We start from the raw sequence: 12,628 nt of genomic DNA, 5'->3' as shown, positions 1-12,628 counted from the left end.
GCGATTTTGTTCGCCAGAGCCCGGGGGTGCAGGGGGCGGCGGCGACTGGCCGCCCCCTGCGCGCTCCTTGCACCAGTGGCTTTATATGGCATTGCACATGAAAGGAGTGCAACAATGTTAAGCTCTCAAATAGAATGACGAGATCTTTAAGCTCAACGCAGTCCCCTTCTTGTGCATAACATTTCCTTTTAATTGCAACTTTACTCGTCCTTCCGCTTTCAGTAGTGTGTCATCGCGCATTTCGACTTCTTCTTTGCAAGGACTGAGTTTTCATGTTTTCTGGGCTGTTAATCATTCTGGTTCCCCTGATTGTGGGTTACCTCATTCCGCTTCGCCAAAAAGCTGCATTAAAAGTTATTAATCAGCTATTAAGCTGGATGGTTTACCTTATTCTCTTTTTTATGGGTATCAGTCTGGCGTTTCTCGATAACCTCGCCAGTAACCTGTTGGCGATTCTGCATTATTCTGCCGTCAGTATTACCGTTATTTTACTGTGTAATATTGCCGCCCTTATGTGGCTGGAGCGCGGTCTGCCGTGGCGCAACCACCATCAGCAAGAAAAACTTCCGTCACGTATTGCGATGGCGCTGGAGTCGCTAAAACTGTGCGGCGTAGTCGTAATTGGTTTTGCCATTGGCCTTAGCGGATTAGGTTTCTTACAACACGCCACTGAAGCCAGCGAATACACCTTAATTCTGTTACTTTTTCTCGTCGGTATTCAGCTACGCAATAATGGCATGACCTTAAAGCAGATTGTCCTTAATCGCCGGGGAATGATTGTCGCTGTAGTGGTGGTTGCCAGTTCTTTAATTGGTGGCTTAATTAACGCCTTTATTCTTGATCTCCCCATCAATACCGCGCTGGCAATGGCCTCCGGTTTCGGCTGGTATTCTCTTTCCGGTATTTTGTTGACCGAATCTTTTGGGCCGGTAATCGGAAGCGCGGCGTTTTTTAATGATCTGGCTCGTGAGCTAATCGCCATTATGTTAATCCCCGGTCTTATCCGTCGCAGTCGCTCAACGGCACTGGGTTTGTGCGGTGCCACATCAATGGATTTCACCCTGCCCGTGCTTCAGCGGACAGGCGGGCTGGAGATGGTTCCAGCGGCGATTGTTCACGGTTTTATTCTTAGTCTGTTAGTGCCAATTCTGATCGCCCTTTTCTCTGCGTAATACCTCTCTGGCGGTAGATCCCTGCCGCCAAAATTGCGCTAAATCAATCTCCCTTAAAGTTGCATGAAAAACCCCTTTTATCCCGTCTTGAAGAGTCTTAACCTTAAACATGCATATTAAATATAACTTTAAAAGGTGTGATCATGTTTTGTGTGCAATGTGAACAAACTATCCGTACTCCGGCAGGAAACGGCTGCTCATACGCGCAGGGGATGTGTGGTAAAACGGCGGAAACCTCTGACCTTCAGGATTTACTCATCGCGGCGCTGCAAGGGCTTTCGGCCTGGGCGGTAAAAGCGCGTGAATACGGCATCATCAACCACGATGTAGACAGCTTTGCGCCACGCGCATTTTTCTCAACCCTGACCAACGTTAACTTCGATTCTCCGCGTATTGTCGGCTACGCTCGTGAAGCGATTGCCCTGCGCGAGGCGCTGAAAGCACAATGCCTGGCTGTAGATGCCAACGCCCACGTCGATAATCCGATGGCGGACTTACAACTGGCGAGCGACGATCTCGGCGAACTGCAACGTCAGGCAGCAGAATTTACTCCGAACAAAGATAAAGCGGCGATTGGCGAAAACATTCTCGGCCTGCGTCTGCTCTGCCTGTATGGCCTGAAAGGTGCGGCGGCCTATATGGAACACGCACACGTTCTCGGTCAATACGACAACGATATTTACGCCCAGTACCATAAAATCATGGCATGGCTGGGAACCTGGCCTTCCGATATGAACGCACTTCTCGAATGTTCAATGGAAATCGGTCAGATGAACTTCAAAGTGATGAGCATTCTGGATGCAGGCGAAACCGGTAAATATGGTCACCCGACGCCAACTCAGGTCAACGTGAAAGCGACGGCGGGTAAATGCATCCTGATTTCCGGTCACGATCTCAAAGATCTCTACAACCTGCTGGAACAGACCGAAGGCACGGGCGTTAACGTCTACACCCACGGCGAAATGCTGCCAGCGCATGGCTATCCGGAACTGCGTAAATTCAAACATCTGGTCGGTAACTACGGCAGCGGCTGGCAGAATCAACAAGTTGAGTTCGCTCGCTTCCCTGGTCCCATCGTGATGACCTCTAACTGCATCATCGACCCAACCGTGGGCGCTTATGACGATCGTATCTGGACCCGCAGTATTGTTGGCTGGCCGGGCGTGCGTCATCTGGATGGCGAAGATTTCTCTGCGGTTATCGCCCAGGCGCAACAAATGGCGGGCTTCCCGTACAGCGAAATTCCGCACCTGATCACTGTGGGCTTTGGTCGCCAGACGCTGCTTGGCGCGGCGGATACGCTGATTGATCTGGTCAGCCGCGAAAAACTGCGTCATATCTTCCTGCTTGGCGGCTGTGACGGCGCACGCGGCGAACGTCACTACTTCACCGATTTCGCCACCAGCGTGCCGGATGACTGCCTGATCCTGACCCTCGCCTGTGGTAAATATCGCTTTAACAAACTTGAGTTTGGCGATATCGAAGGTCTGCCGCGTCTGGTGGATGCCGGTCAGTGTAACGATGCATACTCGGCGATTATTCTGGCGGTAACGCTGGCAGAAAAACTGGGATGCGGTGTCAACGATCTGCCGTTGTCGCTGGTGCTCTCCTGGTTTGAACAGAAAGCGATTGTCATTCTGCTGACACTGCTTTCTCTGGGCGTGAAAAATATCGTCACCGGCCCGACTGCACCTGGCTTCCTGACCCCAGACCTGCTGGCGGTGCTGAATGAGAAATTCGGCCTGCGTTCTATCACCACTGTTGAAGAAGACATGAAGCAACTGTTGAGCGCGTAAGGAGTTTGTCGATGACGATGCCAACGAATCAATGCCCGTGGCGGATGCAGGTTCATCACATTAAGCAAGAAACGCCGGATGTGTGGACGATTTCCCTGATTTGCCACGATTACTATCCGTATCGCGCCGGGCAATATGCGCTGGTCAGCGTGCGAAACTCAGCCGAAACGCTGCGTGCTTATACCATCTCCTCCACACCTGGTGTGAGTGAATACATCACCCTGACCGTGCGGCGGATTGATGACGGTGTCGGTTCCCAGTGGCTGACCCGCGAAGTGAAACGCGGTGACTATCTCTGGCTTTCGGACGCGATGGGGGAATTTACCTGCGACGATAAATCTGAAGATAAATTCCTGTTACTGGCGGCCGGCTGCGGCGTCACGCCGATTATGTCGATGCGTCGCTGGCTGGCAAAAAATCGTCCGCTGGCAGATGTACAGGTGATCTACAACGTGCGTACGCCGCAGGACGTCATTTTCGCCGATGAGTGGCGTAATTATCCGGTGACGCTGGTGGCAGAAAATAACGTCAGTGAGGGCTTTATCGCTGGGCGTCTCACTCGCGAACTGTTGGCAAGCGTTCCTGACCTGGCTTCGCGTACTGTGATGACCTGTGGCCCGGCGCCGTATATGGATTGGGTGGAACAGGAAGTGAAGACGCTTGGCGTGACACGTTTCTTTAAAGAGAAATTCTTTACGCCAGTGGCGGAAGCGGCGACCAGCGGTCTGAAATTCACCAAACTGCAACCGGCGCAAGAATTTTACGCACCGGTTGGCACCACGCTGCTGGAGGCGCTGGAAAGCAACAAAGTTCCGGTTGTCGCCGCCTGCCGTGCGGGTGTTTGCGGCTGCTGTAAGACAAAAGTGGTTTCCGGTGAATATACGGTGAGCAGCACCATGACGCTGACCGACGCCGAAATCGCTGAAGGTTACGTACTGGCGTGTTCATGTCATCCGCAGGGGGATATGGTGCTCGCCTAAAGTTTAATGCCCGGCAAACTTAGCCGGGCATTTTTTAAGGAATTATCGCCAGGCAGAATTACCCGCCACGGCATAACGTCCGGCACCAAGAAAAGCGACGGCGAGAGCTGCAATAAAGAAATAAACCAGGCTTTCAATCGCCCAGGCTCCGGTTTTATCAAGCATCCCTGTTTTTCCCATTCCCACCATCAACCACGCCACGACCATTGTCAGGGCGATAACCAATGCGGCAGGTCGCGTCAAAATACCGAATATAATCAATATCGGCGCAACCACTTCCCCAATCAGTACGCCGTAGGCAATAAAGCCAGGAAAACCTTTTGCAACCAGCATTCCACTAATACCGTCAATTCCGGCAAATAACTTATGTATCCCGTGGAAAAGCATCAATCCTCCCACCGCCAGGCGTAACAATAATTTGCCAAAATCCTCATGCGTCAGCATCCGGTTCACTGCATTTAACATTGGTGTAACCATCTGAATTAACTCCTTTTATCGTAAAAATGCCATTCGCATCAGCCTTGGCGATTCCCGGATTAAAAGCAACAGAAATATCAGTATTCAGCCAGCGCAACAGGCAGCATCTACTAAACTTGTTACCGTTATCACATTCAGGAGACGGAGAACCATGAAACAAACGGTTGCAGCTTATATCGCCAAAACACTCGAATCGGCAGGCGTGAAACGCATCTGGGGAGTCACGGGTGACTCTCTGAACGGTCTTAGCGACAGTCTTAATCGCATGGGCACTATCGAGTGGATGCCTACTCGCCATGAAGAAGTCGCGGCCTTTGCCGCTGGCGCTGAAGCCCAGCTTTCGGGAGAACTGGCGGTCTGTGCCGGATCGTGCGGCCCCGGCAACCTTCACTTAATCAACGGCCTGTTCGATTGTCATCGTAATCACGTTCCGGTACTGGCGATTGCCGCCCACATCCCTTCCAGCGAAATTGGCAGCGGCTATTTCCAGGAGACCCACCCGCAAGAGTTATTCCGCGAATGTAGTCACTATTGCGAGCTGGTTTCCAGCCCGGAGCAGATCCCACAAGTGCTGGCGATTGCCATGCGCAAAGCGGTGCTTAACCGTGGCGTTTCCGTTGTCGTTTTACCGGGCGACGTGGCGTTAAAACCTGCGCCAGAAGGGGCGACCTCGCACTGGTATCATGCGCCACAGCCGGTAGTCACACCGGAAGAAGAAGAGTTACGCAAACTGGCGCAACTGCTGCGTTACTCCAGCAATATCGCCCTGATGTGCGGCAGCGGCTGTGCGGGGGCGCATAAAGAGTTAGTCGAGTTTGCCGGAAAAATTAAAGCGCCAATCGTCCATGCCCTGCGCGGTAAAGAACATGTCGAATACGACAATCCGTATGATGTCGGAATGACGGGATTAATCGGCTTCTCATCAGGTTTTCATACCATGATGAACGCCGACACGTTAGTGCTGCTCGGCACCCAGTTCCCCTACCGCGCGTTCTACCCGACCGATGCCAAAATTATTCAGATTGATATCAACCCAGCGAGCATTGGCGCACACAGCAAGGTGGATATGGCACTGGTCGGCGATATCAAATCGACTCTGCGTGCATTGCTGCCGCTGGTGGAAGAAAAAACCGATCGCAAGTTCCTCGATAAGGCGCTGGAAGATTACCGCGATGCCCGAAAAGGGCTGGACGATTTAGCTAAACCGAGCGAGAAAGCCATTCACCCGCAATATCTGGCCCAGCAAATCAGTCATTTTGCCGCCGATGACGCCATCTTTACCTGTGACGTAGGTACGCCAACAGTATGGGCAGCGCGTTATCTGAAAATGAACGGCAAGCGTCGCCTGTTAGGTTCGTTTAACCACGGTTCAATGGCTAATGCCATGCCACAGGCGCTGGGTGCTCAGGCGACGGAGCCGGAACGTCAGGTGGTCGCCATGTGCGGCGATGGCGGTTTTAGCATGTTGATGGGCGATTTCCTGTCAGTAGTGCAGATGAAACTGCCGGTGAAAATTATCGTCTTTAACAACAGCGTGCTGGGCTTTGTGGCGATGGAGATGAAAGCCGGAGGCTACCTGACTGACGGCACCGAACTGCACGACACCAACTTTGCCCGCATTGCCGAAGCGTGCGGTATTACGGGTATCCGCGTAGAAAAAGCCTCTGAAATCGATGAAGCTCTGCAACGCGCCTTCTCCATCGACGGCCCGGTGCTGGTGGATGTGGTGGTTGCCAAAGAAGAATTAGCCATTCCGCCGCAAATCAAACTTGAACAGGCCAAAGGATTTAGCCTGTATATGCTGCGGGCGATCATCAGCGGACGCGGTGATGAAGTGATCGAACTGGCGAAAACAAACTGGCTAAGGTAAAAAGGGTGGCATTTCCCGTCATAAATAAGGACATGCCATGATTGATTTACGCAGTGATACCGTAACCCGACCGAGCCGCGCCATGCTCGAAGCGATGATGGCCGCCCCGGTAGGGGACGACGTTTACGGAGACGACCCTACCGTTAATGCTTTGCAGGACTACGCCGCAGAGCTTTCCGGTAAAGAAGCCGCCATCTTTCTGCCGACCGGCACCCAGGCTAACCTGGTCGCTCTGCTCAGTCACTGCGAACGTGGCGAAGAGTATATTGTCGGTCAGGCCGCGCATAATTATCTGTTTGAAGCTGGTGGCGCTGCGGTGCTGGGCAGTATTCAGCCGCAACCTATCGACGCAGACGCCAACGGCACGCTGCCACTGGATAAAGTGGCGATGAAAATCAAACCTGACGATATCCACTTCGCCCGCACCAAATTACTCAGTCTGGAAAACACCCACAACGGCAAAGTGCTGCCGCGTGAATACCTGAAAGAAGCATGGGAATTTACCCGCGAGCGCAATCTGGCGCTGCACGTTGACGGCGCGCGCATCTTTAATGCCGTAGTAGCTTACGGCTGCGAACTAAAAGAGATCACGCAATATTGTGACTCGTTCACCATTTGTCTGTCGAAAGGTCTTGGTACGCCAGTCGGTTCGTTACTGGTCGGCAATCGTGATTATATTAAACGCGCCATCCGCTGGCGGAAAATGACCGGCGGCGGGATGCGCCAGTCCGGCATTCTGGCTGCCGCCGGGATGTATGCGCTGAAAAACAACGTTGCACGGTTGCAGGAAGACCACGACAACGCCGCCTGGATGGCGGAGCAGTTGCGTGAAGCAGGCGCGGATGTGATGCGTCAGGACACTAATATGCTGTTTGTCCGCGTCGGGGAAGAAAAAGCTGCCGCGTTAGGTGAATACATGAAAGCGCGAAACGTACTGATCAACGCCTCGCCGATTGTCCGCCTGGTGACGCATCTTGACGTCTCACGCGAACAACTGGCGGAAGTCGCCTCCCACTGGCGCGCTTTCCTGACGCGTTAAGGAGAGAGACGTGCCGCAACGCATTTTAGTTCTCGGTGCCAGTGGCTACATTGGTCAGCATCTGGTGCGCACACTCAGCCAGCAGGGGCATCAGATCCTGGCGGCGGCACGTCACGTCGACAGACTTTCGAAGCTGCAACTGGCTAATGTCAGTTGCCATAAAGTCGATCTTAGCTGGCCGGATAACCTACCGGCACTATTGCAGGATATCGATACCGTCTATTTTCTGGTGCACAGCATGGGCGAAGGCGGCGATTTTATCGCGCAGGAGCGCCAGGTGGCTCTCAACGTCCGCGATGCGCTGCGCAAAGTGCCGGTTAAGCAATTAATCTTCCTCAGTTCACTGCAAGCCCCGCCACATGAGCAGTCAGACCATCTGCGCGCCCGTCAGGCTACGGCGGACATTCTTCGTGAAGCGGGTGTCCCGGTGACCGAATTGCGTGCCGGAATTATCGTTGGCGCAGGTTCAGCGGCGTTCGAAGTCATGCGCGATATGGTATACAACCTGCCGGTGCTAACCCCGCCGCGCTGGGTTCGTTCACGCACCACGCCCATCGCGCTGGAAAACCTGCTGCACTATCTGGTGGCGCTGTTAAACCATCCGGCCAGCGAACACCGCATCTTCGAAGCTGCCGGACCAGAGGTGCTCAGTTATCAACAACAATTTGAACATTTTATGACCGTAAGCGGTAAGCGCCGCTGGTTGATCCCCATCCCCTTTCCCACCCGCTGGATTTCGGTATGGTTTCTCAATGTGATTACTTCCGTACCGCCCACCACCGCCAAAGCGTTGATTCAGGGGCTGAAACACGATCTGTTAGCAGATGACACCGCGTTACGTGCGCTCATTCCACAACCGCTGATCGCTTTCGATGATGCGGTACGTAGCACGTTGAAAGAGGAAGAAAAACTGGTCAACTCCAGCGACTGGGGATACGACGCTCAGGCCTTTGCCCGCTGGCGACCAGAATACGGTTATTTCGCCAAACAGGCGGGGTTTACCGTTAAAACTTCCGCCAGCCTTCAGGCTTTATGGCAGGTGGTGAATCAAATCGGCGGTAAAGAGCGTTATTTCTTTGGCAATATTTTGTGGCAGACCCGGGCGCTAATGGATCGCGCGATAGGTCACAAACTGGCGAAAGGTCGCCCCGCACGGGAATATCTGCAAACAGGCGATGCGGTGGATAGCTGGAAAGTGATTATCGTCGAACCGGAAAAACAACTTACCCTGTTATTTGGCATGAAAGCGCCGGGGCTGGGAAGACTGTGTTTTACACTGGAAGATAAAGGCGACTATCGCACTATTGATGTACGCGCCTTCTGGCATCCTCACGGTATGCCAGGGTTGTTTTACTGGCTACTGATGATCCCAGCGCATCTGTTTATTTTTCGCGGCATGGCAAAACGAATCGCCAGACTTGCAGAACAAAGCACAGATTAATCGAAAAAAACCTGCGTTATTCTTTCACGTTTCCCATTGCATCAAGGAGGAAATCACGGAAGAATGCGCTCGTCGTTTTATCAACAACAGTGGAATGATATGAAGGTACTGGTTACCGGCGCCACCAGCGGTTTAGGTCGAAACGCGGTTGAGTTTTTATGCCGGAAAGGCATCAGTGTGAGAGCAACCGGTCGCAACGAAGCGATGGGCAAATTGCTGGAAAAAATAGGTGCAGAGTTTGTCCATGCGGATCTGACTGAGCTGGTCTCATCGCAGGCGAAGGTGATGCTCGCGGGCATTGATACACTGTGGCACTGTTCCAGCTTTACCTCGCCGTGGGGAACGCAGCAGGCTTTCGATCTGGCAAACGTTCGTGCCACTCGCCGCCTGGGCGAATGGGCTGTCGCCTGGGGTGTACGTAACTTTATTCATATCTCTTCACCCTCCCTGTACTTCGATTATCACCACCATCGCGATATCAAAGAAGATTTTCGCCCTCACCGCTTCGCCAACGAATTTGCCCGCAGCAAAGCCGCCAGCGAAGAGGTGATCAATATGCTTTCGCAGACCAACCCACAGACGCGCTTTACTATTCTGCGCCCACAAAGTCTGTTCGGCCCGCACGATAAAGTTTTTATTCCCCGTCTGGCGCATATGATGCACCACTACGGCAGCATCCTGTTACCCCACGGCGGCAGCGCGCTGGTCGATATGACCTACTATGAAAATGCCGTGCACGCTATGTGGCTGGCGAGTCAGGAAGCGTGCGATAAGTTGCCTTCCGGGCGTGTGTACAACATCACCAACGGCGAACATCGCACACTGCGCAGCATCGTGCAGAAGCTGATCGACGAATTGAATATTGACTGTCGTATTCGTTCCGTCCCCTACCCGATGCTGGATATGATTGCCCGCAGTATGGAGCGTTTAGGACGCAAGTCAGCAAAAGAGCCGCCGCTGACCCATTACGGCGTCTCCAAGTTGAATTTTGACTTTACGCTGGATATTACGCGTGCGCAGGAAGAGTTAGGTTATCAGCCGATCATCACGCTAAATGAAGGTATTGAGCAAACTGCCGCCTGGCTGCGCGACCACGGAAAACTGCCGCGCTAATCCTGACCGTATTTCTCCAGCAACGCTTCGACAATCGCCTGAGTTTCTGCATCCGCTTCGCCGTTATATAACGTCGGGCGGAAATGCATCTGAAACGCCATAATCACTCGCTGCTGTTCGCGCGGCGTCATTTCAGGTTTTACGTCATAGCCGTAGCGTGCCAAAAGCTCAAGCAACGATGCGGTTTCTACCGGCGTGTGGGGCGCGCGCCCGGCCAGATAAAAGCTAACGCGCGATGCATCCGGCCAGGCACCAATCCCCTGCTGCGCCAGTTGCTGCCACGGGAACAGTGGACCAGGATCGTCTTTGCGCTGTGGGGCAATATCCGCATGTGCCACTACGTTTTCTGGTTTAATGTGATAGCGGGCGATAATATCTTTCGCCAGTGGAATGAGCGCCTGAATTTGCGCTGGTTCAAACGGCGTAAAATATTTCACCCCCGCTGATTTCTGCCAGCCCCGATTTTCCAGCTCAATGCCAATAGAGGTATCGTTAATCCGCGTCGCCCCGCGCCAGGCGCTAATCCCCGCGTGCCAGGCCAGTTCTTGTTCCGGCACCAGTTGCCAGATACGCGGTTTGCCGTTGAAACGCGGCGGCACGGCTGGCACCAGGTAGTGCGAGCTGACTTTTTTATCGGTCAGCGTCGCCAGCGACGTGTCGAAATCATCCGCCGTGTAGTGGATCACCAGCACTTTAATGCGCGGATACGCCGCCTGCGCCTGGCGTCGGGTATCGAGTTGGTATCCCTCTTTCTCGACAATGCCTTTTTCGCCTGCGCACCCTGCCAGTAACAGGATCGCCGCAACCAGCCAGAAAACGCTTCTCATCGACGTGTTTTCACCGCCGTTCCGCTGACGCTGACCATCAGCATACTGCCGTTTTGCCCGACAGTTTCGTAGTCGATATCAATGCCAACCACTGCGTCCGCTCCCAGCGCCCGTGCCTGGGAGCCTAATTCTTCAAACGCAATCTCCCGGGCTTTGCGCAGTTCCTTTTCGTAAGCCCCTGAACGACCGCCGACGATATCGCGGATACCGGCAAAGAAATCACGAAAAATATTGGCGCCTAAAATCGCTTCGCCCGTCACCACACCGCAATATTCAACGATGGTCTGACCTTCAAGTGTTGGGGTTGTGGAAAATTGCATGATCGATCTCCTTGTTTGCTAAGCCTTCGATCTCAAAAGCATTATCGGACTGATACGCTATTATTGAAAGGATATCATTATTATCGTAGAACGCTTTCAAGGTGTTCGCTTATAAGGAAATCATTATGCGCTACAGCAAATTGACCATGCTTATCCCTTGCGCACTGTTACTCAGTGCTTGCACCACCGTCACGCCAGCCTATAAAGACAACGGCTCCCGCACAGGTTCTTGCGTCCAGGGCGGCCCTGACAGCGTGGCTCAGCAATTCTATGACTACCGTATTCAGCATCGCAGTAACGACATTACCGCTCTGCGTCCGTACTTGAGTGACAAACTGGCGACACTGCTCAGTGATGCCAGCCGCGATAACAACCAACGCGAATTGTTAAGCAGCGATCCCTTCTCCAGTCGTACCACCTTGCCAGACAGCGCACGCGTCGCCAGTGCTTCTACCATCCCGAATCGCGATGCACGTAATATTCCGCTGCGCGTGGATCTGAAACAAGGCGACCAGAGCTGGCAGGATGAGGTGCTGATGATTCAGGAAGGCCAGTGTTGGGTCATCGACGATGTGCGCTATTTAGGTGGCAGCGTTCACGCCAAAGCGGGGACATTACGCCAGTCCATTGAGAATCGTTAATCCCTTGATTAGATTATAACCCCCATAAATTGTCCGGCATTCTGAGAGGAATGCCGACATTTATGCTCGCCGAACAACGCCCCCGTTATTTTGTGCTATGTTTATTGAATAATGCGCTTTGCTTTTAACTTTTAAAGCAGAAATATTGCATAATTATTCTGTCAAAGGTACTATCTTCGACCTCAATAGCTATCAGACTGCCAGTATACGAGTGTCAATGAGTATTCAATTAAACGGCATTAATTGCTTCTACGGCGCACATCAGGCGCTGTTCGATATCACGCTGGATTGCCCGCAGGGCGAAACGCTGGTGTTACTTGGCCCCAGCGGCGCGGGGAAAAGCTCGCTGCTGCGTGTACTCAATCTGCTTGAGATGCCGCGCTCCGGTACGCTCAACATTGCAGGCAACCATTTCGATTTCACCAAAACACCGTCAGACAAAGCGATTCGCGACCTGCGTCGCAACGTCGGCATGGTGTTTCAGCAATACAATCTGTGGCCGCATCTCACCGTACAGCAAAACCTGATCGAAGCGCCATGCCGCGTACTCGGCTTGAGTAAAGATCAGGCGCTGGCTCGTGCAGAAAAACTGCTGGAGCGTCTGCGTCTCAAACCTTATAGCGATCGTTACCCGCTGCACCTTTCTGGTGGTCAGCAACAACGTGTTGCTATTGCCCGTGCGCTGATGATGGAGCCGCAGGTACTGCTGTTTGATGAACCGACTGCCGCGCTGGATCCGGAAATTACGGCACAAATCGTCAGCATCATTCGTGAGCTGGCGGAGACCAATATTACCCAGGTGATCGTCACCCACGAAGTTGAAGTGGCGCGTAAAACCGCCAGCCGTGTGGTGTATATGGAAAACGGTCACATCGTTGAACAAGGCGACGCGCGCTGCTTTACCGAGCCGCAAACCGAAGCATTTAAAAACTATCTCTCTCACTAAAGATTC

At 53.0% G+C, this 12,628-nt stretch carries 12 protein-coding genes; 9 read left to right on the top strand and 3 right to left on the bottom strand.

The genetic code is table 11. The features are described 5' to 3' along the window. Positions 1 to 272 precede the first annotated feature (272 nt). The 3 genes from lysO to hcr all read left to right on the top strand — a co-directional run bounded on the left by lysO (position 273) and on the right by hcr (position 3,948). Positions 273 to 1,172, top strand: coding sequence for an L-lysine exporter LysO (lysO, locus tag FC814_RS08885; RefSeq protein ID WP_000491129.1), 900 nt, complete (start codon positions 273 to 275; stop codon positions 1,170 to 1,172). Positions 1,173 to 1,315: 143 nt separating this feature from the next. Continuing rightward, the gene (gene hcp / locus FC814_RS08880; RefSeq protein WP_000458798.1) at positions 1,316 to 2,968 is read left to right on the top strand and encodes a hydroxylamine reductase; all 1,653 of its coding nucleotides are present in this window, start codon (positions 1,316 to 1,318) and stop codon (positions 2,966 to 2,968) included. Positions 2,969 to 2,979: 11 nt separating this feature from the next. Then, a complete protein-coding gene (hcr, locus tag FC814_RS08875) occupies positions 2,980 to 3,948 on the top strand; it encodes an NADH oxidoreductase (RefSeq protein WP_137325833.1) in 969 nt (322 codons plus the stop codon). 42 nt (positions 3,949 to 3,990) lie between these two features. Here the strand turns inward: hcr and FC814_RS08870 are convergent, their stop codons facing one another. Beyond that, complete coding sequence (locus FC814_RS08870; RefSeq protein WP_000258529.1) at positions 3,991 to 4,425, bottom strand: DoxX family protein; 435 nt, start codon at positions 4,423 to 4,425, stop codon at positions 3,991 to 3,993. Between the two features lie 151 nt (positions 4,426 to 4,576). Between FC814_RS08870 and poxB the strand changes: the two genes are divergently transcribed. From poxB to FC814_RS08850, 4 genes are all read left to right on the top strand, one after another. Continuing rightward, on the top strand, positions 4,577 to 6,295 hold the full coding sequence (gene poxB, locus FC814_RS08865) for a ubiquinone-dependent pyruvate dehydrogenase (RefSeq protein WP_137325832.1): 1,719 nt from the start codon (positions 4,577 to 4,579) through the stop codon (positions 6,293 to 6,295). Between the two features lie 37 nt (positions 6,296 to 6,332). After that, a complete protein-coding gene (gene ltaE, locus FC814_RS08860) occupies positions 6,333 to 7,334 on the top strand; it encodes a low-specificity L-threonine aldolase (protein WP_137325831.1) in 1,002 nt (333 codons plus the stop codon). A gap of 10 nt (positions 7,335 to 7,344) precedes the next feature. Continuing rightward, positions 7,345 to 8,775: an SDR family oxidoreductase gene (locus FC814_RS08855; protein WP_137325830.1), complete on the top strand. Its 1,431-nt coding sequence runs from the start codon at positions 7,345 to 7,347 to the stop codon at positions 8,773 to 8,775. A gap of 99 nt (positions 8,776 to 8,874) precedes the next feature. Continuing rightward, entirely contained in the window at positions 8,875 to 9,888 is a 1,014-nt protein-coding gene (locus tag FC814_RS08850) for an NAD(P)-dependent oxidoreductase (RefSeq protein WP_024165209.1), read from the top strand. Here the strand turns inward: FC814_RS08850 and amiD are convergent. Both amiD and FC814_RS08840 read right to left on the bottom strand, forming a co-directional pair. Then, positions 9,885 to 10,715 carry an N-acetylmuramoyl-L-alanine amidase AmiD gene (gene amiD, locus FC814_RS08845; RefSeq protein ID WP_001258030.1) on the bottom strand — a complete coding sequence of 277 codons (831 nt, stop codon included), beginning with the start codon at positions 10,713 to 10,715 and terminating at the stop codon, positions 9,885 to 9,887. The genes FC814_RS08850 and amiD overlap by 4 nt on opposite strands. Beyond that, complete coding sequence (locus FC814_RS08840; protein ID WP_001160737.1) at positions 10,712 to 11,035, bottom strand: heavy metal-binding domain-containing protein; 324 nt, start codon at positions 11,033 to 11,035, stop codon at positions 10,712 to 10,714. Before FC814_RS08840 ends, amiD begins: the two co-directional genes overlap by 4 nt. A 125-nt stretch (positions 11,036 to 11,160) precedes the next feature. Between FC814_RS08840 and FC814_RS08835 the strand changes: the two genes are divergently transcribed. After that, entirely contained in the window at positions 11,161 to 11,676 is a 516-nt protein-coding gene (locus FC814_RS08835; protein ID WP_137325829.1) for a lipoprotein, read from the top strand. Between the two features lie 217 nt (positions 11,677 to 11,893). After that, positions 11,894 to 12,622 (top strand): arginine ABC transporter ATP-binding protein ArtP, encoded by a 729-nt coding sequence (artP, locus tag FC814_RS08830; protein WP_000027204.1) that lies wholly within the window; start codon positions 11,894 to 11,896, stop codon positions 12,620 to 12,622. Positions 12,623 to 12,628: the final 6 nt, after the last annotated feature.

The organism is Escherichia sp. MR, assembly GCF_005280595.1.
Lineage (GTDB): Bacteria > Pseudomonadota > Gammaproteobacteria > Enterobacterales > Enterobacteriaceae > Escherichia > Escherichia ruysiae.
This window is presented reverse-complemented; position numbering and strand designations above follow the sequence as displayed.

What these genes read in the sequence shown, in the direction of transcription:
- lysO (WP_000491129.1), top strand. Translation starts at nt 273, where the DNA reads ATGTTTTCTGGGCTGTTAATCATTCTGGTTCCCCTGATTGTGGGTTAC.
- hcp (WP_000458798.1), top strand. Translation starts at nt 1,316, where the DNA reads ATGTTTTGTGTGCAATGTGAACAAACTATCCGTACTCCGGCAGGAAAC.
- hcr (WP_137325833.1), top strand. Translation starts at nt 2,980, where the DNA reads ATGACGATGCCAACGAATCAATGCCCGTGGCGGATGCAGGTTCATCAC.
- FC814_RS08870 (WP_000258529.1), bottom strand. Translation starts at nt 4,425, where the DNA reads ATGGTTACACCAATGTTAAATGCAGTGAACCGGATGCTGACGCATGAG.
- poxB (WP_137325832.1), top strand. Translation starts at nt 4,577, where the DNA reads ATGAAACAAACGGTTGCAGCTTATATCGCCAAAACACTCGAATCGGCA.
- ltaE (WP_137325831.1), top strand. Translation starts at nt 6,333, where the DNA reads ATGATTGATTTACGCAGTGATACCGTAACCCGACCGAGCCGCGCCATG.
- FC814_RS08850 (WP_024165209.1), top strand. Translation starts at nt 8,875, where the DNA reads ATGAAGGTACTGGTTACCGGCGCCACCAGCGGTTTAGGTCGAAACGCG.
- amiD (WP_001258030.1), bottom strand. Translation starts at nt 10,715, where the DNA reads ATGAGAAGCGTTTTCTGGCTGGTTGCGGCGATCCTGTTACTGGCAGGG.
- FC814_RS08840 (WP_001160737.1), bottom strand. Translation starts at nt 11,035, where the DNA reads ATGCAATTTTCCACAACCCCAACACTTGAAGGTCAGACCATCGTTGAA.
- FC814_RS08835 (WP_137325829.1), top strand. Translation starts at nt 11,161, where the DNA reads ATGCGCTACAGCAAATTGACCATGCTTATCCCTTGCGCACTGTTACTC.
- artP (WP_000027204.1), top strand. Translation starts at nt 11,894, where the DNA reads ATGAGTATTCAATTAAACGGCATTAATTGCTTCTACGGCGCACATCAG.